This window comes from Sphingobacterium sp. GVS05A (assembly GCF_019969845.1).
GTDB lineage: Bacteria > Bacteroidota > Bacteroidia > Sphingobacteriales > Sphingobacteriaceae > Sphingobacterium.
Genome location: NZ_JAHXYR010000001.1, coordinates 147,982 through 169,728 on the forward strand (window position 1 = coordinate 147,982; position 21,747 = coordinate 169,728).

A 21,747-nucleotide genomic window follows, 5' to 3' on the forward strand; every position below is an offset into this window, starting at 1 on the left:
TATTACTAAATAAAAAGAGCTATGCAAACTTCCCGTTTTTCCGAATTGTTTGAAGGCTATCTAGCGAATACATTGACTCCAAAGGAAATGTTGGAGCTGGAGCAATTGATCGTGGACGAACAAAACGATGCGCAGCTGCGCCAGCTGATTGGACAGGAATTTAAAACTGTGCCTACCGCCGGAGAGCAACTTAATGGCGAAGATAATTGGTTGCAGGGGCTGGAACAAAAGGTCTTGCAGACGATTCAAAAGCCGAAGCCAACGAAAATAATAAGCTTTCATAGCAAGTGGATCCGGCTTGTAGGAGCAATTGTCCTGTTGGCGGGACTGGGGCTTACTATACACTATCTGATCAATAACGATGCGAGCGCACCGAAACAGGCCACTGTTTTACCGGGCGGAAATAAAGCAACCATCAGACTGGACGATGGTACGCAAGTGAACCTGAGCGAAAGTCAGTCTGAAATTGTACTGGGCCAGAAACTGGCTTATGCAGATGGATCATTGGTCCAGGGGCTAGCAGCCGAGAATGTGAGCGGACAAAATATGGTCATTGATGTCCCGAAAGGGGGGATGTACAAAATTGCGCTTCCCGATGGATCAAAAGTCTGGCTCAATGCGGATTCACGTCTGCGGTATATCGCTGATCCGACTGCCGAAACCCGGACGCTGGAACTGGAAGGGGAAGCTTATTTTGAAGTTGCACACCGCTATCTGACAAAAGGTAAGGAAAAAATACTACAACCTTTTGTCGTGCATACCCCGGGTCAGACCATCAAGGTGTTGGGTACCTCATTTAACGTCACGGCTTATAGCGGTGAGCCAGATCGGACGACCTTGGTTGAGGGCAAGGTGGAGCTATCGCTGCCGGATGGATCCAACAAACAATACCTTAAACCAAATCAGCAAGCCACTATCCGCGGAGGGACAATCACAATTGCAGATGTCGAAAGTTTGGGTTATGTCTCCTGGAAAGAGGGTACATTCAATTTTTCGGATGAATCGCTGGAGATCATCCTAAACCAGGTGGCGCGCTGGTATGATATTGATGTTGACTACGAGGATGCCAGCTTAAAGAAATTGAAATTTGAGGGCATCGTACCGCGGTATAAAAATATGGAAACATTGCTGAAAATTCTGGAAAAGACCGGAGATGTCAGATTTGAACTCAAAAGTAGGCGACTGCATGTCAAGAAAAAATAAACTATCATAAAAAGACAAACAATAATAAGAAACCTAAAAACCAGATTGCCTATGAAATAAAACGATGGAAGAAAATGATAAGATGGCGAACCGGGCAATAATCAGGGGCGTTTGCGGCGCCCCCGATCGATACTGTCAGTCGTGATCAAAACTATCTTGAACAACACATTTTAATACCTAACTAACCAACACAAATGTATAAAATAAACAGGAAAGATGTACATTGGTTACCTAACCGAACCAAAACGTGTATTATGAAAACAGCAATTACCGCTATAATTTGCAGCTTGTTTTTGGTCCATATCAGCGCCAAGACGGCCGCGCAGATGGTGACGCTCAGGCACACAAAAATTACGCTCAAGGAGGCCTTTCGGGAGGTCAACAAACAGACTGGCTACCACTATATCTGGTCCGCACAGAAAGTAGAGAGCAACAAAAACATAACCGTCGATATTAAAAATCAACCACTCCAGGAGGCTATCCAGTCCATTTTACAGGGCTTGCCGCTAACCTATGAGCTTGAGGGCAAGCTGATCATTATCAAGGAACAGCAAGCTACGGCCGAAAGAAAGCCAACCGTGGTGCAGGATGATATGAGCGTTCGGGGACGGGTGACCGATTCACTCAATAACGGTCTTTTGGGGGTGACTGTTAAAGTACTTTCGGCGGATCTGAAAATAGTGAAATACGCCAGTAGCAACGGCAACGGAGATATTTATATCGAACATGTGCCCAAACAAAGTTATCTGGAGTTTTCATTGCTGGGCTACCTGCCGCAGCGGATAAAAGCAAATGAAAATTTTGGAACGGTACGCTTGCGGCAGCAGAGCCAGTACCTGGAAGAACTGGTCGTGGTGGGATATATGAATAAGAAAGCCTCTGAAGTGACAGGCGCAGTGCAGCAGGTCAGCGGGGATGTCCTGCGCAGCAGTGTCACCTCATCCAATGTGCTATCCATGTTAAAGGGCAAAACCACGGGCTTGTATATCACGGAGACATCGGGCGAGTCCGGTGCAAAAGGCCAGGTGGTCGAGCGGGGGCAGTCCTCCATGACGACGCCTACCAACAGCTATCTGGGGCCACTGATTGTGGTCGATGGGATAATCACCAATTACCAGGCTGTGCAGGATGCTGTTAACCCTGCGGATGTAGAAAATATTTCGATACTGAAAGATGCTTCTTCGACAGCCATATATGGTTCGCGGGCTGCCCAGGGCGTGATTGTCATCACGACCAAACGGGGCTTGTCGGGCAAGAGTACAGTCGACGCGCATATTCAATATGGTATTATCCAGCCAAAACGCGACCTCCGCTTTATGAACACAACGGAGCTCATCGGTTTTATGGATCAGCAGATGCGCCGCTATTGGGAGCAGACAGAATCTATCCGCAAGACTTTTCCTGACGTAAATGATTTTATCCGCGAACGCCGTGTATATACCGATGCAGATCGTTCCCGCAATTTTAACTGGGAAGACGCTATTTATAGCAACGGCAATCTGCGCAATACCGAAGTGAGCGTCCGGAGCGGGACAGAAAAGACAAAATTCTATGCCGGTATTGGCTGGTTTAAAGAGAATGGGGCTTTATATGACAATTCTTTTGACCGTAAAAGCCTGCGGGTCAATATTGATCATGCTGTATCGCGCAAATTTCACACAAGCCTTAACCTCAGTACCATCGTGGACCGCACCTCAAGACGCAATGGCGTCCCTGAACTGTATATGATCCAGCCTTTTATGTCGCCCTACGATGAACAAGGCAATTTGCTGGATAGTCTACAGCTTAGGCAGTCGAGCAACTATGGGCCGGTCACGACAAGCTGGATGCAAAATTTCCTTGCCGAAACGGACTATGACAACACGCGCTTAACGAATGTGCAAAATCACCTCGGCAGTTTACGCTTGCGCTATGATATCTTGCCGGAACTGAGCATCCAGAGTACCAATTCAATCAATTATATGGGCACAAATATCAACTCTTATTTTGATCCAAGATCATTTTCGGGGCGGTATGGTGGCTTTCCCTATTTATTCCGGCCGGGCATGACCGTGCCAAATGGAAGCTTGGATCTGGACGATACAAAGATGGTCGACTATCTGACATCCAATACATTGAATTACCGGAAGAATTTTGGACAACACAACCTATCTGTGCTGATCGGGCAGGAGTGGGGCAAACGCACGACGGAGTTATCTACGGTCAATATGAACGATCTGCTTGCTGGTGAAAGAAATATGGGGGCGGCAAAAAGGTTTGGTAGTGCAGTAGACCTAGCCTATTCGCGGCCTTATTCACCGGTCGGAGCTTATCGCGAAAGAGCGACATTTTCGGTATTCGGACAGGCCGATTATAGCTATAGACAAAAATATCTGGCCTCAGCGTCGGTGCGGACAGATGCAACAACCAATTTCGGACGGGACAAAAGGTATGGTACTTTCTATTCCCTGAGTGCAGGATGGATGCTTTCTTCGGAAGATTTTCTAAAAGATGTCAAAGCGATAAATTCACTCAAATTGCGTGCTTCGTACGGGACTTCGGGGCGCGATCTGGGGGACGGCTATCTGAATACGACCTTCTATGCGACTGGAAATGGCAGCACCCTCTTTCGTTATGAGCAGGAGGCTAATACCGGTGTCCGCATTTCGCAGCTGGCAAACCCCCTCATCTCTTGGGAAACGCTATACAATACCAATGTAGGAGTGGATGCCCTATTATTTGGCCGTTTGGGCATCACTTTCGATATGTATCATAAGCGAAGCGATGGACTGCTTCAGAATGTATTATTGCCTTCAGCCCAAGGTTCATTGGCTCAATATCAAAATGTTGGGCAAATTGTCAATAAAGGTCTGGAATTGATGCTCAACGCACACCTGATCAAATCAACCGATTTTAACTGGCATAGTAGCCTTAATTTTAGCCTCAACAAAAATAAAACTACAAAACTCTATCAAGACTCGCTACTGGATGGCTATTCGCTCGCTTACTACCGGAAGATCGGTGAGGATATTAACGTGATCAAGGCTGTAGAGTATGCCGGTATCAATCCGGATAATGGCAATATGCAGCATTACAACTATGTCAATGGTGAAAAAACAATCGTGGAGGGACTCGGAGCCACAAGTGATCTGCGCAACTGGCAGCCGATAGGTTCGGCTACACCAAAGTTTTTTGGCGGTTTTACCAATACTTTTCAATATAAAGCATTTACCCTGAGCGCCGAATGGTGGTTTCAGTATGGCAATTATTTGATGATGAATATTGTCAATAATTTCCAGAGTCCGACATTGCCAAGACAGGGCCGCAATAATATCGCATTCGGCGAAAACCAGCATATATGGAAAGGGTCGGGCGATACCGAGGCCAACTATCCGGATATATTCAGCACGGATCCCAATGCCTGGACGGCGTTGACTTACCGCTCGTCCAGAATATGGGGAAATGGCAGTCATGCCCGTTTGCGTAATGTGCGGTTGGCTTATAGCTTGCCACAGCATATCCTAAAAAGTATAAAAATGACAAATGCAACCGTCTATGTCAGCGGTGACAATCTGCTGGTCATTAAGGACAAAGATTTTGTGGGTGCGGATCCCGAAGGGGCTGCACTCGGTGGAACTTCTTTTGGCGGCGTAGGCGCTGGATTTGCAAATCCACGACGTTTTTTATTGGGGGTTCAAGTTACGTTTTAATTATTTACAGATGAAAATCAGATCTATATACCGATATCATAGAAATAGAAGTCTTTATTTTCTAGTCAGCATGCTTGTCGCTGGATTGACAAGCGGCTGTAATAAGCAGCTGGATGAGCTTCGTCCGCATAACGTTATTTTTGAGGATATCCAGTTTGAGCGTCCCGAAGGCTATAGCAAGGCTGTGGTGGGAGCTTACAACCTGGTGGCCGGTGGTGCGGTAGCATCTTCCTTTAACTATAATGATATGCTTATCTTTCTCTCAGAAGCAAAAGGCAACACGATCAGGGCGCTGGATGCGGAGGTGAACAAGAATACGGATGTGTTTGACTATGCCAACTCCAGTACAAAAGACCGCTCGCATACCTACGAGTTTTGGCGCGGAAGTTACACACTACTGCTGCACCTCAACAAAATATTGGGCCATGTGAAGGCGGGTGAAACAAACGCTGAAATCTTACAGGCAAAGGCCGATGCTTTATTTTTACGGGCTTATGTCTACTTTAACCTGATACGTCTCTATGGTAAACCTTACCATCAATCGCCTGGCGAATCTCTCGGAGTGATGCTTATTCTAGATGACAAAATCGGCCCTGAATTTGCTCCGAAAAGAGCCTCCGTACAGCAGGTGTATGCACAGATTGTGAGTGATCTGGAAACAGCAGCTCCGCTATTCGCACAAAAGAAATCAAATAGCTATGGTAGCAAATATGCTGCCTATGCGCTGCTGTCCAGAGTATACCTGTATATGGGTGGAACTGTCGATAATCCGGTCGCAGGTGCCAACCAGAAAGCTGCAGAATATGCCGACAAAGTGATCAAAGAAGGCGGTTATCAGCTTTTGCAGGACCAAGCTTATCTTGACTATTATAAAACCAATAACATAAACAACAAAGAGGACATCTTTGCGGTGAATATAGACTATTCACAGGGGTTGATCAGCAATTATTTTGCAATGCCCTCTCGGATAGGTTATACCGGCGGCTTATATCGCCCTTCTCCGTATTTGTTGTCCTTGCTGGAGGCCGACGACAAGCGAAATAGCTTTTACATCAACAATGTAACACCGGGATATCCCGAGGATACACGAGCGGTGTCAAAATATATGATCCGGTATGAATCACTTTATACTTTTTCACCTTTTCGTTACCTACGTCTGGCCGAAATGTACCTCAATCGGGCGGAGGCTTATGCAAAGCTAAACAATGGGGCTGGTGCATTGAGCGATGTCAATACAATCAGGCGGCGGGCAGGACTGGCTGCTTTATCGGGGCTGGAAGGTAAAGCATTGCTCAATGAGATCCTGAAGCAGCGCAAGCTTGAACTGGCCTTTGAAGGACATGCCAGCTACGATGAATTCAGGAATGGCCTACCCATGGTCCGGAATTATAAATCGGGCGGTTCTGCTGAACTGAATATCAGCCCGACCGACAAAAAAATAATCATGCAGATACCGGAGGAAGAGATCATCGCCAATCCTAACCTGGTTCAGAATTGAGTTAATAAATAAATTTAGAAACAAATGAAAAAATACATCGTAAGCCTCGTGTTGTTGACCAATTTATCGTTGGTTGCCCTCGGGCAGCAGCCTTTTGTATTGAAGGGCGAAACCGTTAACGTTTCGTCACCCTATGTCTACCTGGGCTATCGTAGCGGAGACGGAAGCAAGCGTACCTTGGACAGTGTAAAAATTGAAAATAATGCCTTTGTTTTTAAGGGTAAAATCGAGGAACCAGTTATGGCTTATCTCTACCTGGACCGTAGCGGCAGGAGTGGGGATGATCCGAATGCGGTGAGTTTTTATTTGGAGCCAAAAAAGATGAGCATCCGACTTGAAAAAGATAAATTCAAAGAAGGTCTGATCAAAGGTTCAAAGTCGCAGGACGAATGGGCAAAGTTGAATGTAGAAAAACAGGTCGTCCGCAAGGAAATGGAACCTGTGCTGGAGGAATATGGCCGGTTGAATAAACGATACATGGATGCGGATGCCGAGCTGAAGCTACTGGAAGCTAAAGTAAAGAAACTGAAGGAGGAGGCCTATGACTACCGGGAAAATTTTACGCCCTTTAATGAGCGGATGGCCAAATTGGATGTGGAGTTTATTAAGAAAAACCCAGATTCTTATGTGAGTTCTTACCTCATGCAATTTATGACAACAGGTGCCGATGTTGCTAAAATTGAAGGGTTATATAATGGTTTGTCCGATCAGATCAAGAACAGCAGTAACGGTCGGGAAATCGCAGAAAAGATCCAGGGCATCAAAAACGGTTCGCCGGGGAGCAAAGCATTTGAATTTGAGGCGACCGATATCAACGAAAAGGAACTGAAGCTTGCCGCATTCAAGGGTAAATATGTGCTGCTGGATTTTTGGGCGAGCTGGTGTGTTCCCTGCCGGAAAGGTAATCCGCATTTAATAGCCCTGTATACAAAATATAAAAGCAAAGGCTTTGAAATTATCGGTGTTGCAAGCGACGATCGGAGCCAGGCTGCCTGGCATAAAGCTGTCGATCAAGATAAAATCGGTATCTGGAGACATGTCCTTAGCGGGCTTAAATTTGAAAACGGTGAATTTGACCGTTCGAAATCCATTTCTGACCACTTTGGGATCAGCACATTACCGACCAAGATTTTGATCGATCCGGACGGCATGATTGTTGGCCGCTATGCTAGCGGAGCCGAAACGGATACTGAACTGGACAAAAAGCTGGCTGAGGTATTTGGAGCGCAATAGTAAGTATTAACGTTTTCTATAAACGGGTTCGAAGGGACTCTCTAAAAAATAAAAAAGACTAGTCGTGAGATTAGTCTTTTTTATTTTCGCCCTAAAACTTCCAGGAGTCTCCCCGGTCTATTTTTTAAGAACTTTGACAAGTTGGAAACGTTGTATGGTTTCTTTAAAATTGCTTTCTTTAGCCTTTAGCTAAATAATGGTTATTGTTCCTGATCTAGCGAGACTGCAGGAAATAGCAAGTAGAAGAAAAAGCCCGGACATAGATCAACTATGCCGGGCTTTTAAATTCCCATTTTCAATGGGAGATTTCTAGTCAAATAGGGATTATATAATGACTACTCAATGAAAATTATGATTTATCTATTATTTATCTTGGATACAACGGACAGGATAGCCAGCATTTTTAACATAATTTGATGTATCCCATGAAGATTGGAATCCACGCCCCTGTAACGCACTATTATTGCCGCCCACCGAAGTATTTAACCAATAAATAGCGGCGCCTTGGCGGACACGTTGTGCTCCAGCGACCTGATCTCTATGACCAGCAGCAGGAAAACTTAATTTAATATCGCTGCTCTTTCTACTGGTCATAATATGTGCTGCTGTAAAGTCGGACAGTCCAACTGTCGTATTACCACTAAAAGTCGTCCAGTTTCCAATAGAGGTATGGCGGGTATAAGTTCCTAAGCGGGTATATTCAGCAAGACTAGGTACTCGATCGCCTGTAGCGCATGGATCCAATGCAGCTTTCACCGGAACTGCTGGGGTACCATTATTCCAGGAACCATCAGGAGCAGGTGTAGTATTCCATCCTGCAATCGCGCCATCGCCACTGTAAGCGTTTGCTACTGGTAATTGGCGACCCCATTGGTAGTAGTTGCCATATAAGGCCTGTACCGAAGGGTTGACATCTGGATTATTTGTTGCTGGGTTGACATCGGCTACACCAAGGTTATAACGATCCCAGCGGTGGCCACCGATCACGGCATAACGCGCATCAGCAGCAGTGGCGCTTCTAGTTACATTAAGCGCATTGACATAACGGTCGCTGTTAAAACGCAATTTCATGGTGTATGAATAACCAGGTTTTAAACCTAGGCCCGCATTTGAAAAGTTAAAGTTTACCGCCTGTGCGTTGACATCATAACCTATTTTGACTTGGCCGCTTGGTATCGACAATCCAATTGAAAAGGTGTTTGACCGATTCTGGTTGACGATAAAAGTGCGGGCTGTTGCATTAAGATTTGCAATTGGAGGTACATTAGTCTCATTAACTGTCGATACAACATCGCCAGTACTCAGGTCGACAGTGGCGTCAGCGAAAGGTGAAAGCCATTCAGCTTGAACCGGAACTTCTGAAAGATAACCTCCTTTTAGATAGTTTGCGGTACCAAAAGTACCCGTAGCATCGCTATTGTCGACAAGAACGGTAACACGGGTAAACATATGCTGTAATGGCGCCGTCAATGGTGTAGGGGTATTGTTACCAAGAATGGTGACATCTTTTTCGATGGCGTACATTAGGTCACTTCCATTCTCTTGAAATCCGGTAAAATCGAAATTAACCGTACCTGCAGTATATAGGTTTGTTGTTGGAGCAGCAGGGGGAGGAGTGGTCGTAGAACCCAATGAATAGATTACAAACGTATATTTATTGCCTGCGATCAAAGTATTTCCGAAAAATACCTGGCTTGCATTTGAGGCATCGCCAATCGCTTGGTCAATATAAGTACCATCCGTTTCATAGGCTACTACCCTATACGTTACAGCACCTCTTAAAGATAGTAACGATGTTGCGGCCTTTTTGCCAGTGGATGCTTTAAGCCCGGTGTTACTTGGAGTATTTTCTGTAAGTTCTGCGGTAATGGTAAACGGTCCTGACTGCACTTCCTGAGTGATCGTTAAGGGTTCGCTTGTGTTAGCCTTTGCTGAAGCTTTCGCCACAGATATATTATCTCCACCGAATTGGGCTTCTGTTAAAGCCAGTTTTATACCACCTTGATTCGCTTCAACAGCATTTTCACCTTTCTCCTTACTACAGGATACGGCAACCGTCAGAAGAATAATAAAGGCTAGTTTTATCTTTATGATCTGATACATTGTTTTCATAATTGTTATAAATAATTTTTAATTGGTATTAGTTCCACCATTCACCGCTACTCGGATCTTGGGTTTCCGTTCCGCCATTGTTCCAGTCAGTTTCGTTAACACCTGACCCACCTCCAGGTTGGCCTGATCCAACAGATCCCGCAGCTACCCCTTCTTCCATTACCACCTGTAACTGCTCGATTACGGGTTTCACGTAAGTCTTTTTTTCAGTTCTCTTTTTCATGTGTATATTATTATTTGGTTTATGCTTAACATCTAATTATACATGGTACAGTGTTTAATCATGGATTAAAACAGCTGCATACAGCAGATAAATGCCTATTATTAGTTCGGGTTTTCAATTGCTAGTACTGTTTTTGTCGATTTAATATATTAGTGTTTTCTATTAATTTCTCTTCATTTAAATAATTAGCCACACAATGATTTCTCATTACTAGGTTATATAGCTTGACCCTTTAAACACAAGTCGTAATTATTACTTCAAAGATAATCGAGAAAGAGACGATATGAATACTACATAGATATCACTATAATATCACACATGTATTACATTTTATGGAATTATTTGATGTACAGTATTTTATTTGGACTTTTTTGCTTTACAATCAGATTTACAAGTAAAGTAAGCTGTCTTTATATTTATATAATATTATATGTTATGACATTATTTTTTTTAAATGATAATATATTTCTTTCTTTTTATGTGTCGCCTCTTGAGATGAGATTTAATATGTGATATATCTGTGATACGTATGTATAGTTTCTTTACGAGAAAATTTTTCAATATTTGCAACGAATTAATTAAAATGTTTATTAATCATCAAAAACAATTAAAAAAAATGATTTTACAAACACAGACAAAGATAAGTTGGAGAGCACTAGTTCTATCAGCTTTGGTGTGTGGATCGTTGTATTCCTGTAAGGAAAGCAAAGACAGTGTAGCGGCAAGCGGCAAAGCCAGCGTCAATATCCAGTTACTTGGCGTTGAAAACCCAGTTGTAACAACTAAGAAAGCAAGTAAGGCAGGTAACACTGCAGGGGCAGGCCAAACGGTAGTGATCCCATTGACAAACTCAAGTTCTTTTGAGGCAACATTAACCAGCGAGTCGTCCGTAACAAATGGCAACCAGTTACGGGCCTCGTCCGGTAAGCGTGCGGCGGTAACCGAGGAAAGAACGCCTTTGGCAAATAATGTCAAGTATAAAGTCGTGGTGTATAACGCTGACGGTGATTATGTGACTGAAAAAACCTATACCAATTCAGTCGACAACAGTGCTGAAATCTCTTTAGAAGCTGAAAAGACCTACACTTTTGTCGCTTATTCAGTTAATAGCACTGCAACAGTTCCGGCAGTGACGGCACAAACTGATATCGCAAATGCCAGCCTGGATAACATCAGTGCAGATCTGATGTATTTTAAGAAAGATCTAACGGTTCATTCCGGCGATAATAATCTGGACGTGGTATTGAAACATCAGTATAGTGAAGTAACCACCAACTTAAGCATGGCGACAGAAATGACTGGAGCGATAACAAATTTGGTTTCGCCGACGATAAATCCTACGCATCCAAGCGCAAGTTTAAAATTAGCAGATGGCACAATAACCTATAATGGTACTACTTCAACTACCGCTGTACAATTCCCAGCTTTGGGAGCAGGTTTACGTGCAGTATCAAGTACTCCAACACTATTGATTCATCCAGGCGAGACCAACGGCCAGTTCAGCTTTGGATCAATTACCATTGATGGGGAAACCAAATCGAATGTTTCTGTTTCAGGCTTGAACATTTTGCCAGGACAGCGCTATAACCTAAACTTGAATTTCAAAACTTGTACACAACCTGTGACAGGTGGAGCTGACCTCAACTGGAATTATCCGGCTTCAGGATCAGGTGCTGTGGTTGATGGAACAGCTCAACCAGCAGGATATGTCGTAACTAAAGATCTTACTGCTCCGGGAGCAGACTATGGATTTGTATTTGATATCCTTCAATTGGACAACTCCTTTAATATGGAGGTAAATGGAACAAAATTGGCAACACAGGAAATTCAATTTGAAAGTGGAATCGCTATCGCTCCGCGAAACGTTCAATTTGCAGATGGAAGTCTCTACGGTGGAACAAATTCAGAAGGTGGTACTGTCCCTCAGGTATACAACTTGACTGGTACTTCGACAAATCCAGTTATTCGTGTGGTCATTAGCCGTTCTGGTGAGGTATCTATGTATGGTAGCAAAAGCAATGGTGGCGAATTATTCCCTTTACTGTTGACCCAAGGCTCTTTCAATAACGTGCCATGGAACTCTACTGCTAATAATGTTAAAATTACCCAAATCGTTCAGGGAGCGACTAAAATGGTTGGCTCAGGAAGTGGTAGAAAGAAAATAGCTTGTACGCAATAATCAGCATCAAATTTCAAATGCATAAAAATAGTGTATAATAAGAATAAGATATGAAAACAAATCAGTCAAAAAATATATATATAAGCCCAAAAATCGAGGCGATAAATATCGAATTGGAACAAGGAATTGCAGCGGGTTCTGCAGCAACAACTACTAACAATCCCCAAGAATCTTGGGATCAAGCGGATGATGACAACCGCTTGATCAACTGGTAATCCTTCCGGATCAACATTGTTTAATTCATCCCAATTTGCTCGACAGGTTTTAAATGAATACCTGTCGAGCTTTTTTATGGAGATAACGATCTTATGGTGTTAGGGACCAAAACAGATTCAGTTCAAATAGCGGTTGGGTAGCGATAGAAAATGGAAAAATTAAAGGCCTACTTTGATGAGGAGGCCTTTAATTTTGGAGTAGAATTACACTCGCCGGATTTTTGGATTTAGATTACATGTTCTTTTTTGTAATGATAATGTCTTGTTTTTCAGTTTTTTACAAAGTGTGATATCTATGTGAAAGGCGGTTTTTTTTGTTTCTTTCTTTTAATGCAAATATTTGTCAAGCAGAATAAGGCAGGACATTCCAGTTGAGAAGCTGCTGGATAAAAGCTCAGCAAAAAGATAGTGTTAAGAACATTTGGATGCTGGTCGTAACGAATTATCCCTCGGACCTAATTTGCGTGAAGGTCCGTGATAATATATTTGGATTTACTCGATAGGGCAGATGGAGCCCTGTCGAGTTTAATTACTCGCATATGCCTATTTCTTCTGGAAAATGAAAATAACCGTCAGATTTTGTGCAGAGGGATTTATCTCAAGAAATGAAATATTAGAATAAAGACTTACTGAAAAACGATGTAAAATGGAAAGGAATAACTTTAATAATTTAATTGCTTTAGCGAAGAACAATAATGCCGAATTTTTGGCTTTGTTCAGTGAAATCTATCCCGACTTTGTTGCCTCATTGAAAAAGATAAACCCCAAAATCCGTAGTAGCGAATTGGAATTCTGTGCCATGACCTTTCTGAATTTTTCGACTAAAAATATTGCTCAATATACTTTTGTAACAGTACGTGCGGTACAGGTGCGCAAAAATAGATTGCGCAAAAAGCTGAATATTGCTTCTGACATAGACTTTAATAATTGGATGCGTGAGCAGATTCAACGCAGTCCACTGATTGAACAGGAGGAAAGCGTTGGCGAGACTACCTAGGATAAAGGTTTATCGACTAGGCTAGACTCGGAAAGAAATAAAAATGTCTGATAGATTGTTGAAATAGATTTTAGCTAATGAATAAAAAGATCTTTATATGTGATGACAACCCAATAATTTTGGAGGCTGTGGTACTGGTATTAAGTATCATCGATGCTATCGTTGTAAGTGAACGCATAAGCTCCCAAGCCTTAGATTACATTCTAAAGGACAAACCTGATATTTTTATCTGTGATTTACAGATGCCAGAGCTAAGTGGAGAAGATCTTATTAAGCAGATCCGGACCCATAAAGAATGCGATGACCTATTTATACTGTGTATGTCAGCTTCCTATAATGGTAGGGATATCGCCATCAATGCAGGAGCCGACGACTTCCTTCCCAAACCTTTTGAGATAAATGAACTATTAGCTATTGTGAATCGTGTGTTGGCTGTTGGAGCTAGCTGATGCCGATAGGGTATATACTTGAACTCTAAAAGGATCCTCGCAGTGCTTTCTTCTTTGGGCACTTTGCCTGCCTCAGCAACAAATAGCTGTGTATCTACTAAGCTAACAATACTCGATGTTGACGTCCCTGATGTTTTACAGTAGTGTAAAAACTGGTTGTAATTTTCACCTCTAAGCATGGCCGTGGTATGCCAATGTCAAAATAATCGAATCGGGATGAAAAACGTATTCTGGAATAATTTTATATCTGTTTAATGATTTAAAATTCCTAGATTTGCACCGCATGTTAAGCGCTGAAAGTAGCCTTAAATTGTGGCGATAATCTACCAAATATGAAAAAGTACCTTTTACTTTCAATTTTATTATTATTTACCCTAAGAGGAATTGCTGGCGATGGCAGTAAGCATGAGGTTGATTTACTCTTGGATAAAGCCAAAGAACTTAATGCCGCGGCTAAAACATCATTGCAGTTTGAATCTGCCATTAAAGCCCTGAATCTGGCAAATGAGGATAAATATGATGAAGGGATAGCGAAAGCACATTTTTGGGTTGCTGATGCAATGTTGAATATTGGCCTATACAAAGAGGCATTTAAGCATCTTGAGGGTGTACAGACAACCGACTATTTTATGGACGAGATTGAAATGCAAGCTGAAACTCATCGGCTGAAAGGTAAGGGATATCTAAAACTTAAGTTATTTCGGCAAGCAATCCAGGAGTTTCATTTACAGTTATCAGATGCTAGGGCGCTAAAGGGTGATTCCCAAAAAAAATCCTATCTCAAGGCTTTTGGAAATTTAACTACGGTTTTTGATCGACTAAACAAACCTGATTCCGTGTTTAAATATATTCAACTTCGATTAGCTGGCTTGGCGGGGCTTGATGAAAAGGAAAATGTATTACTTTATATAGGGGTATACGATGATCTAGGGGATTTTTATACAAAAAAAGGGGATTTTACGAAAGCAGAGTTAAATCTCAAAAAGTCGCTGGCATTAATTGAAAAATATAAAGCACCGGTATTTTATAATACCTATACCTTCTTAGGTAATTTAGAGCAGGAGAAAGGGAATTATAAAAAAGCGTTAACCCTTTTTGAAGTGGGCCTGGCAAATATGGAAAAAGTCGGGCTCTGGGATGCGGTTGCCAGAAAATGTAAATTTTTAGCCTATTATTGTCGATATTACAAGTTGAGGGGAAAGTGGACAGCGGACGAATATGATATGGCTTATACCTGGGGCAAAGATTCACTTGATAATAAAAATAAAGAAGTCATGGATGCTGTAATGAGTCAGCTCGTGAAATCGAAAGAAAAGGAATCTGCAAAGAAAATTTCAAAATCAATTACTGCTGCACTTATTGCCTTGGTATTGCTTGTTGTCGCTAGCACGTTTTTTATATGGCGATCTAGACGTAACCGTAAGATTTTGGTGCAAAAAGAAGACGCGCTGCAGGAAACCGAAAGCATCAATAAGGAACTAACCGAACAGATCGGGGAAAACAAATTCAATAATCTGATCGAGCTGGCTAAAAGTAATAATCCGGAGTTCCTGACTTTATTTACTGAATTGTATCCGCAGTTTATTCAGACGTTGAAAACTTTTGATCCGAAGATGAGAAGTACAGAATTGGAGTTTTGTGCCATGGCTTTTCTTAACTTTTCAACAAAAAATATTTCAGAGTACACCTATGTGACCATTAGGGCCGTGCAGGTACGTAAAAATAGATTGCGTAAGAAATTAGAGATTCCTTCGGATGCGGATTTCAATAATTGGATGCGTGGACTTGGGGATGATCTTTTGTCCAGAGGTTTTTAAATACGTAGATTTTTAAGTTACTAAGGATATGAATCAGATCAACCGTATATCTATGTTGAATATAACAAACAAGAAGAAGAAAATACCTTCTTCTTGTTCATCAAGAATTTATTAGTAGTTGCCTCTTCAGATTATGAAAGTTTAACAATTAACAATTTCTAAAATAGAATCTAGACCGTGACTTTGACTTCTATTATTGTAACGACAACTGAAATTTACAGTCGCCCGGTTGCACTTTAGCTTCTTTCGTTGCACTTTTCATGAGACCTTTCTGGAATTTTACATCCCCTGGTTCCACAGGCGTTCCAGCTTTGACTGTAGTAGTTTTATTTATTTTTGATTCCGAATCGAGAGAGTCGTCTTTCTTACAAGAATGTCCTAAAACAATTAGAGCCAATATAGCACCTAAATAATAATTTTTCTTCATGTTGTTGTTAATAATTGATTTATAAATTGTTAGATATCTTTTGCGTAATTACTTTTTCATTAGTATTTTATTGTTGAAAACATATAATCTAATTATCTTACTCTTTACTATTATAATTTCACTATTTAATAGGATTTTGGTATAACCGTTTTAGTTAAAGTTATGATTTTTTTTAATTTTCTTTGCGAATCTTGGTTAAATAATTAAGCTATGGGAAGGTGGTGCATTTGGTCGGTGTATTCGAATAATCAATAGAAGAACTGTTTGAATTGGAGGATAACGATTTTCTTGCCTGAGATACAGTATCTATTTATATGTACGCAGTTTTTAAAAAAAGCGGAGGCTAAAACTCCGCTTCAATTCATGCTTTTATAACACTGATTAAATCTTAAAAACCTATTCAATAGGTAGGGATAGTATAGATTTATCGGTATTAAACACCCCAAAAGGCCCTACAGGCTCTGAAGAACGACCCGCAACCGCCATTTGTATAGGTCTCCGAAGTGTGCGTACCTACCAACTGTGCAGTATCATAATCATAAAAGCTCAAGACAAAAACACAGCGCGTAAGTCCGTTCTGCATTTCCGTTACCTCTTCGGTAACCTTCACTGTAGTGTTGGTTTTGGGAAGACGGTAAGTAGATGTTTTAACAGTTGCATTTTTGTTGGATGCATTTTCCATCGTTTTAGCGGAGGCCGCAGATGATAGCACAGCTAGCGCTACCAGACTCATCATTAATTTTTTCATTGTTTTTATTTTTTTTGTTATACGATTACATGCATCTGAGGCATGCTCTTTATGGAAGTAAAAATAGGGGTAACTTTATTTAGCTATATCATTATTTATTATTTGTAGCTGGTTATTCAGTATTCGTAGTTATTAGCCTATTATTCGTTGTAGTACGCTACATGTGCCAGTGTAAAAATGTATTCAAATGGAGAATAAACTGTCTAAATTTTTCCAACAAAAGCCAGCTTTGTAAACGAATTGGAAGTGATAGCCGAAAGAAAAATGTACAAAATAGAACCTGAGAAACTCCGATGAAAGGCTTAAAAACTTATTTTAAAAACAAGTATCAGATTCGTGGTGAAATGGTAGAAACAGCTTCAGGAGAACAATATAATTTAGTGCGAAAATAAGATGCAAATGATCATAGCTTCTTAATAAAATTTTAGAAGCTATAATCTATCCCAAAGCTAATATAACCGGGCAACAGTTTATATTCAGTACTGCTGTTGTAAAGGTCGGTCAGTTCAGTATTTCTGAAAAAGCGGGTATTGAAGATATTTTTTGCAGTCATGCTAAATCTTGTCCGGTGTTGTCGAAGCTCATAAGATAGGGAGAAATCCGAAAAATAATAGGTCTTGGAATCTTGAGCAAGGAAACTGCCAAAGCGATAGGACTCATTCTTTAGATTGCACTGTATATTTTTACCCATATTCAAAAATATATTCAGGAATCCACGGCTATTTTTTAAGGTATTCTTACTTTCTGAGCGATAGGTGATAGACTGTATTGTATATCCGGTATGGATATTTAATCGAGATTTCCATGCACTTCTGAACGATAATCCATAATCGTAAGTGTCTGTATGGATTTGTCGGTTGCCCAATCCGGTCACGACCGTTTCGTAATCTGCGCTATTTGCGCCTAGATCCAGCCGAAAATTTCCGCTGAGGACTTTCAGATAGTAATTCAGGTCTGTTTTATAAAAGGTGCTTTTTTTGTTTTTGAGCAATAGCTGTTGCGCGAGATTGAAATTGGGATCCAAACTACTCTCCATACCAACATAATCAAATAAAATCTGATGCCCAATATTGAGGTTGGCAAAAAAACGATCCGTCATACTACCATAGGTGTATGTTAGGGTAGCCCCCGAACTGCTTAAAGTAGCCATATCAGCCATTCCCTTTATAAAATTTCGAACTCCTGTGCTGTAATAGTTAGGGACGAGTTCAGTGAGTGAGGCATTCTGCTGCTGAAAATAGAGCTCAGTTTCCAGCCTCCCTTTGTAATGCACGGCCCATTTACCCAACAGACTGGGAGCAAGCTGTAGGCTATTTTTGTGGCTACGTTTTCCAAAATCTGTTAGTCTATTTTGAACAATACCAACTTGCAGACGGGGAGTCCATTCCCATTTGCTTCGTTTAAAGGTATATTTGGAAATAAGATTGGTCTGGAACACTGCAAAATCCATCTGATTGGAAAATCCCTCAGGATAGATGTCGCTTTCCCCAGCCTTTCTTTGATCATCCTGCAGTATGAATTGGCTATTCAGTTGTTGCTGTTGATAGGCAGTTGTCAGGGCGAGCTCAAAAAAATCACCGTTTTTCTTTCGGTTTAAATAGTGCGTGGTGGCGCCAAGATAGTCCAGGTTATTTTCGATATGTTGTTTTACCCCAGTTATATCCCCTTTCCCAAAAAGATCTTTGTAATAGTATCGATCGATACTGTAGTTTATAGGCGATTGCTGCTTTATCCAACGGATGGAACTGACCAAGGCTTCCCGGTCTGAAAACTTGTGGCTATAGCTGAGGTTGTGGTTGGTCAGGTAGCCTTTGCTTTTGGTCAGCTCTTGGCTTTGGTCGCCATTAAAGAGGAGAGCACCCACATCATTTTTCCCTAGAGAGCCGAGTGTACCACTATAGCTCAGTGTCGTGTGTGCATTGGGTTCGAACTGCAATTCTAATTTGGTGAAATAATTATCAATCTTGCGAGTGAACTGATAATCTTCGGTATTGGTAAATTGAATATCCTCTAAATGGTAGTTCTGTACTGTATTACGGTAGAATGATTTTTTGGTCGGATTTGCGAATCCCAGCCATTTGATTTTAAACTTTGGAGCTGGGTTTAGAATAGTGTTGAGAGACAGTAATTTGTCGTTGTTGAAGTTTGTTCTTTTATAGTCAAAACCGGGTAAGCTCGGGGTATTGTCGATCAAGTTCGGGGTGGATATTCCTACACCTATTTGTCCGGGCTCATCGGCCGAACCAGACTGGATCAGGTGGTTGATGCTGCTAACGGCATCGACCCCGTTGTTATTGGCGCTGCCCAATAAATAGTATTTGTTTTTCTTTCCAAAATTCATGAGGTTGGCATTTGCCTGATAATATTTTGGACCTATAGGAACGCCCTGTGCATCCACCGAACCTAGCCACTGTGCCTTGCTATCTTCCTTCAATTGTAAGTTTAGGGCAACCTTGTTTGAGTTTTCGATGCCTTTCAATTGTTTGTTGTTGGAAAAGCGCTGCAGCACCTGAATTTTTTCCAGGGGCTGTACCGACATATTCTGCGTCAGCAGACGGTAGCCCTTTTCAAAAAAATCGTCTCCTTCTACCATCACTTTCTCCACTTCCTTATCGCCTATTTTGATGCTGCCATCCGTACCTACATTGATACCGGGAATCTTTCGGAGCAGATCTTCCACTGTGCGTTCATCACCCTGCAAAAAGGATTTCACCGTCAATTCGATGGTGTCTCTACCACGACGGTAGGGCTGCTTGGAATGGACAATCACTTCCTGTAATCGCTCCACACCCCCAGCAACCAACTGCACATCAATCAGGGTATCAGTCTGTGTTGCTGTTAGGGGCACGGAAACTGGCGCGAAGCTGAGTGCTTTATACAACAAGGTGAACTTTCCGCTTTGCACTGTCTGCAAATGGTATTTCCCTTCGCCATCGCTAAACGTATAGGCCAGCATTTTGGCATCAACCTCACGTTGTAATTCAATCCGCACACCGCCCAATGCCTTTCCATTGGAGTTGACTCTTCCCTGGATTGTAACTTGCGCCTGAGCAGCTATACCTACTAGACAAAACCCGATCAGGGTCAGCACTAGCTTATTAATGTTCCCATTCATATACTTGCTCCACACTACCACGGACTTTTTTTCCTTCTACGTTCACACCTTCAACTACAGGTATTTTACTATACAAAATGCGCATTTGCTCTTCAGTAATACGGTCATTTTTCTTGACAAATTCTTCAAGCGTTAGTTTTGGCAAAGACTGAATGTATGTATCATTGATGGGGGTATTGCCTGCATAAGGATAATTTACCTCCTTCAAATACCAGTAGTTGGGATTTGCACTTTCGTTGTAAAGCATCACGATAAGCCCTGGTAGTCCACCAAATTTTGATGGTCCTACGGGTACGGGAATATCATGGGTATAATAAGCAACCAGCGTAGTGCCACGATAAGGTGCTGTTGCTTTGTGACACACGTATTTACCCAAGGTATCAACATCAGTATAGTTGGTATTCCAGACCAGAGACGGGAATTGGTCGGTCACCAGGTAATTAACGCCCTCGATAGAACGGGTCTCCAATTGTTGTGAAGCATTGTTTTGCTGTATCACGATCTTGTTGTAGAGCTTGCCTGAGCCGATGGTCATCGAAAATGTCGGCGCGACCTCACCGTCGATATCCTTGTTGATATCTTGGTTGCGTTTGGGTACCGAATCACGAACGGCTATCTTCACCGTTCCGTCATAATAGACCTGTTCCTGAAAAGTCGCCATAGGCGAGGGCATATATTCATAGACCGCATGAAGCCGCTGTGCAAAAGAAGATCCCGAAACGAACAGAAACAGAAAGAATATATAATATTTATGCATGTTATTTAGTTTGGTAAAAGCGGGGGCTAACCCCCGCTTCAAGTCGTATTTTTATAACACTGATTAAACCTTAAAAAAGACTCACAGAGTAGGTATGAACACTGGCTTATTGGGATTATACTCCCCACCATTGTCTGCAAGCTCTGAAGAAATCTCCACAGCCACCATTGGTATAGGTCTCGGATGTGTGTGTACCTACCACATGTAGATCATCAGAACTTAAAAAAGTCAAGACAAAAACACAACGCGTAAGTCCGTTTTGCATTTCTGTTACTTCTTCAGTAACCTTCACCATGGTATTTGTTTTTGGAAGGCGATAAGTAGATGTTTTAGCCGTTGCATTTTTGTGGGAAGCATTTTCAGTTGTTTTAGCCGAGGCAGCAGTTGAAAGTACTGCTAGGGCTACCAGACTCATCATTAATTTTTTCATTGTTTTTGTTATTTAATTGTGTTAAACCATTGCATGTTTTTGAGGCATGCCTTTATTGTACTCCGGTAAAAATAATAGACAGTTTTAATTCGTTATAGGGTGATTTGTTATCCGTGTAAGGTGATGCATTATCCGTGGCTGTTAGTTTATTATTCGCTATGGCCCGATCAACCTTGAACTAAGGGATAGACAGGTAGACGCTGCTATGCAGAAATAGCCCGATGCATGTTGATTGGAGGTTTGAAGCATTTATTTCCTTCTCATAATGGAATTTTTTACTATCAAAATGAAAGACATTTTTTGTTAAAGTTATTGTGTAGGTTGTTGTATGTTGCTTGCATTCAATGTTATGTGGTCTGCGTTGTGTATTGTGGAACACTTTTGGCATCAGCGTAAAATAGAAATAGTATGAATTTAATACAGCATCCACATATTCTTACAGGCAAGGATCTTGGTTGGCAAAGTTATGTCTCTCGGACATGTTCAGATCGGGGTTGGCTAACTGTGCCCTCCCTAAAACTTGGCCCAGGAGGCTCCGCCAGATCGTATACTGCCAATGAGTTTAAATTTAGCGGAGATAAAAAATGGATTGGCCGGGTATATACAACTATTAGAATGACTTCCTGATGCATGGGAGACAAGTTTTGACAAATAA

General features: G+C 41.7%; 17 protein-coding genes. 10 read left to right on the forward strand and 7 right to left on the reverse strand.

All coding sequences use genetic code 11. The annotated features are described in order from the left end of the window. The first annotated feature begins 21 nt into the window (after positions 1–21). The 4 genes from LC454_RS00645 (at position 22) to LC454_RS00660 (ending at position 7,623) form a co-directional block, all read left to right on the forward strand. On the forward strand, positions 22–1,203 hold the full coding sequence (locus LC454_RS00645; protein WP_223578046.1) for a FecR family protein: 1,182 nt from the start codon (positions 22–24) through the stop codon (positions 1,201–1,203). A gap of 254 nt (positions 1,204–1,457) precedes the next feature. Beyond that, a complete protein-coding gene (locus LC454_RS00650) occupies positions 1,458–4,892 on the forward strand; it encodes a SusC/RagA family TonB-linked outer membrane protein (protein ID WP_223578056.1) in 3,435 nt (1,144 codons plus the stop codon). 10 nt (positions 4,893–4,902) lie between these two features. Next, the gene (locus LC454_RS00655; RefSeq protein WP_223578058.1) at positions 4,903–6,390 is read left to right on the forward strand and encodes a RagB/SusD family nutrient uptake outer membrane protein; all 1,488 of its coding nucleotides are present in this window, start codon (positions 4,903–4,905) and stop codon (positions 6,388–6,390) included. Between the two features lie 24 nt (positions 6,391–6,414). After that, positions 6,415–7,623 (forward strand): AhpC/TSA family protein, encoded by a 1,209-nt coding sequence (locus LC454_RS00660; protein WP_223578060.1) that lies wholly within the window; start codon positions 6,415–6,417, stop codon positions 7,621–7,623. Between the two features lie 363 nt (positions 7,624–7,986). Here LC454_RS00660 and LC454_RS00665 read toward each other — a convergent pair whose 3' ends face one another. Next, positions 7,987–9,735 (reverse strand): fimbrillin family protein, encoded by a 1,749-nt coding sequence (locus LC454_RS00665; protein WP_223578062.1) that lies wholly within the window; start codon positions 9,733–9,735, stop codon positions 7,987–7,989. A gap of 28 nt (positions 9,736–9,763) precedes the next feature. Then, positions 9,764–9,958: a hypothetical protein gene (locus LC454_RS00670; protein ID WP_223578064.1), complete on the reverse strand. Its 195-nt coding sequence runs from the start codon at positions 9,956–9,958 to the stop codon at positions 9,764–9,766. A 616-nt stretch (positions 9,959–10,574) separates the two neighbouring features. On the opposite strand from LC454_RS00670, the gene LC454_RS00675 reads away from it, so the two are divergent. The 5 genes from LC454_RS00675 to LC454_RS00695 all read left to right on the forward strand — a co-directional run bounded on the left by LC454_RS00675 (position 10,575) and on the right by LC454_RS00695 (position 15,615). Beyond that, entirely contained in the window at positions 10,575–12,137 is a 1,563-nt protein-coding gene (locus tag LC454_RS00675; protein WP_223578073.1) for a fimbrillin family protein, read from the forward strand. A gap of 50 nt (positions 12,138–12,187) precedes the next feature. Beyond that, the gene (locus LC454_RS00680) at positions 12,188–12,352 is read left to right on the forward strand and encodes a hypothetical protein (protein WP_223578075.1); all 165 of its coding nucleotides are present in this window, start codon (positions 12,188–12,190) and stop codon (positions 12,350–12,352) included. A 646-nt stretch (positions 12,353–12,998) separates the two neighbouring features. Beyond that, positions 12,999–13,349: a helix-turn-helix transcriptional regulator gene (locus LC454_RS00685; RefSeq protein WP_223578077.1), complete on the forward strand. Its 351-nt coding sequence runs from the start codon at positions 12,999–13,001 to the stop codon at positions 13,347–13,349. Positions 13,350–13,426: 77 nt separating this feature from the next. Beyond that, the gene (locus LC454_RS00690; RefSeq protein ID WP_223578079.1) at positions 13,427–13,798 is read left to right on the forward strand and encodes a response regulator; all 372 of its coding nucleotides are present in this window, start codon (positions 13,427–13,429) and stop codon (positions 13,796–13,798) included. Positions 13,799–14,130: 332 nt separating this feature from the next. Beyond that, the gene (locus tag LC454_RS00695; protein WP_223578081.1) at positions 14,131–15,615 is read left to right on the forward strand and encodes a tetratricopeptide repeat protein; all 1,485 of its coding nucleotides are present in this window, start codon (positions 14,131–14,133) and stop codon (positions 15,613–15,615) included. A gap of 193 nt (positions 15,616–15,808) precedes the next feature. Here LC454_RS00695 and LC454_RS00700 read toward each other — a convergent pair whose 3' ends face one another. The 5 genes from LC454_RS00700 to LC454_RS00720 all read right to left on the reverse strand — a co-directional run bounded on the left by LC454_RS00700 (position 15,809) and on the right by LC454_RS00720 (position 21,080). Continuing rightward, positions 15,809–16,042: a hypothetical protein gene (locus LC454_RS00700; RefSeq protein WP_223578083.1), complete on the reverse strand. Its 234-nt coding sequence runs from the start codon at positions 16,040–16,042 to the stop codon at positions 15,809–15,811. Between the two features lie 433 nt (positions 16,043–16,475). After that, positions 16,476–16,790, reverse strand: a complete 315-nt coding sequence (locus LC454_RS00705) for a hypothetical protein (protein ID WP_223578085.1) — start codon at positions 16,788–16,790, stop codon at positions 16,476–16,478. 424 nt (positions 16,791–17,214) lie between these two features. Next, entirely contained in the window at positions 17,215–19,905 is a 2,691-nt protein-coding gene (locus LC454_RS00710) for a carboxypeptidase-like regulatory domain-containing protein (RefSeq protein WP_223578087.1), read from the reverse strand. Next, entirely contained in the window at positions 19,889–20,662 is a 774-nt protein-coding gene (locus tag LC454_RS00715) for a GLPGLI family protein (protein WP_223578089.1), read from the reverse strand. Before LC454_RS00715 ends, LC454_RS00710 begins: the two co-directional genes overlap by 17 nt. A 115-nt stretch (positions 20,663–20,777) precedes the next feature. Continuing rightward, positions 20,778–21,080 (reverse strand): hypothetical protein, encoded by a 303-nt coding sequence (locus tag LC454_RS00720; protein ID WP_223578091.1) that lies wholly within the window; start codon positions 21,078–21,080, stop codon positions 20,778–20,780. A 420-nt stretch (positions 21,081–21,500) separates the two neighbouring features. Here LC454_RS00720 and LC454_RS00725 point away from each other — a divergent pair, with 420 nt between their 5' ends. Next, positions 21,501–21,719: a hypothetical protein gene (locus LC454_RS00725; RefSeq protein ID WP_223578093.1), complete on the forward strand. Its 219-nt coding sequence runs from the start codon at positions 21,501–21,503 to the stop codon at positions 21,717–21,719. Positions 21,720–21,747: the final 28 nt, after the last annotated feature.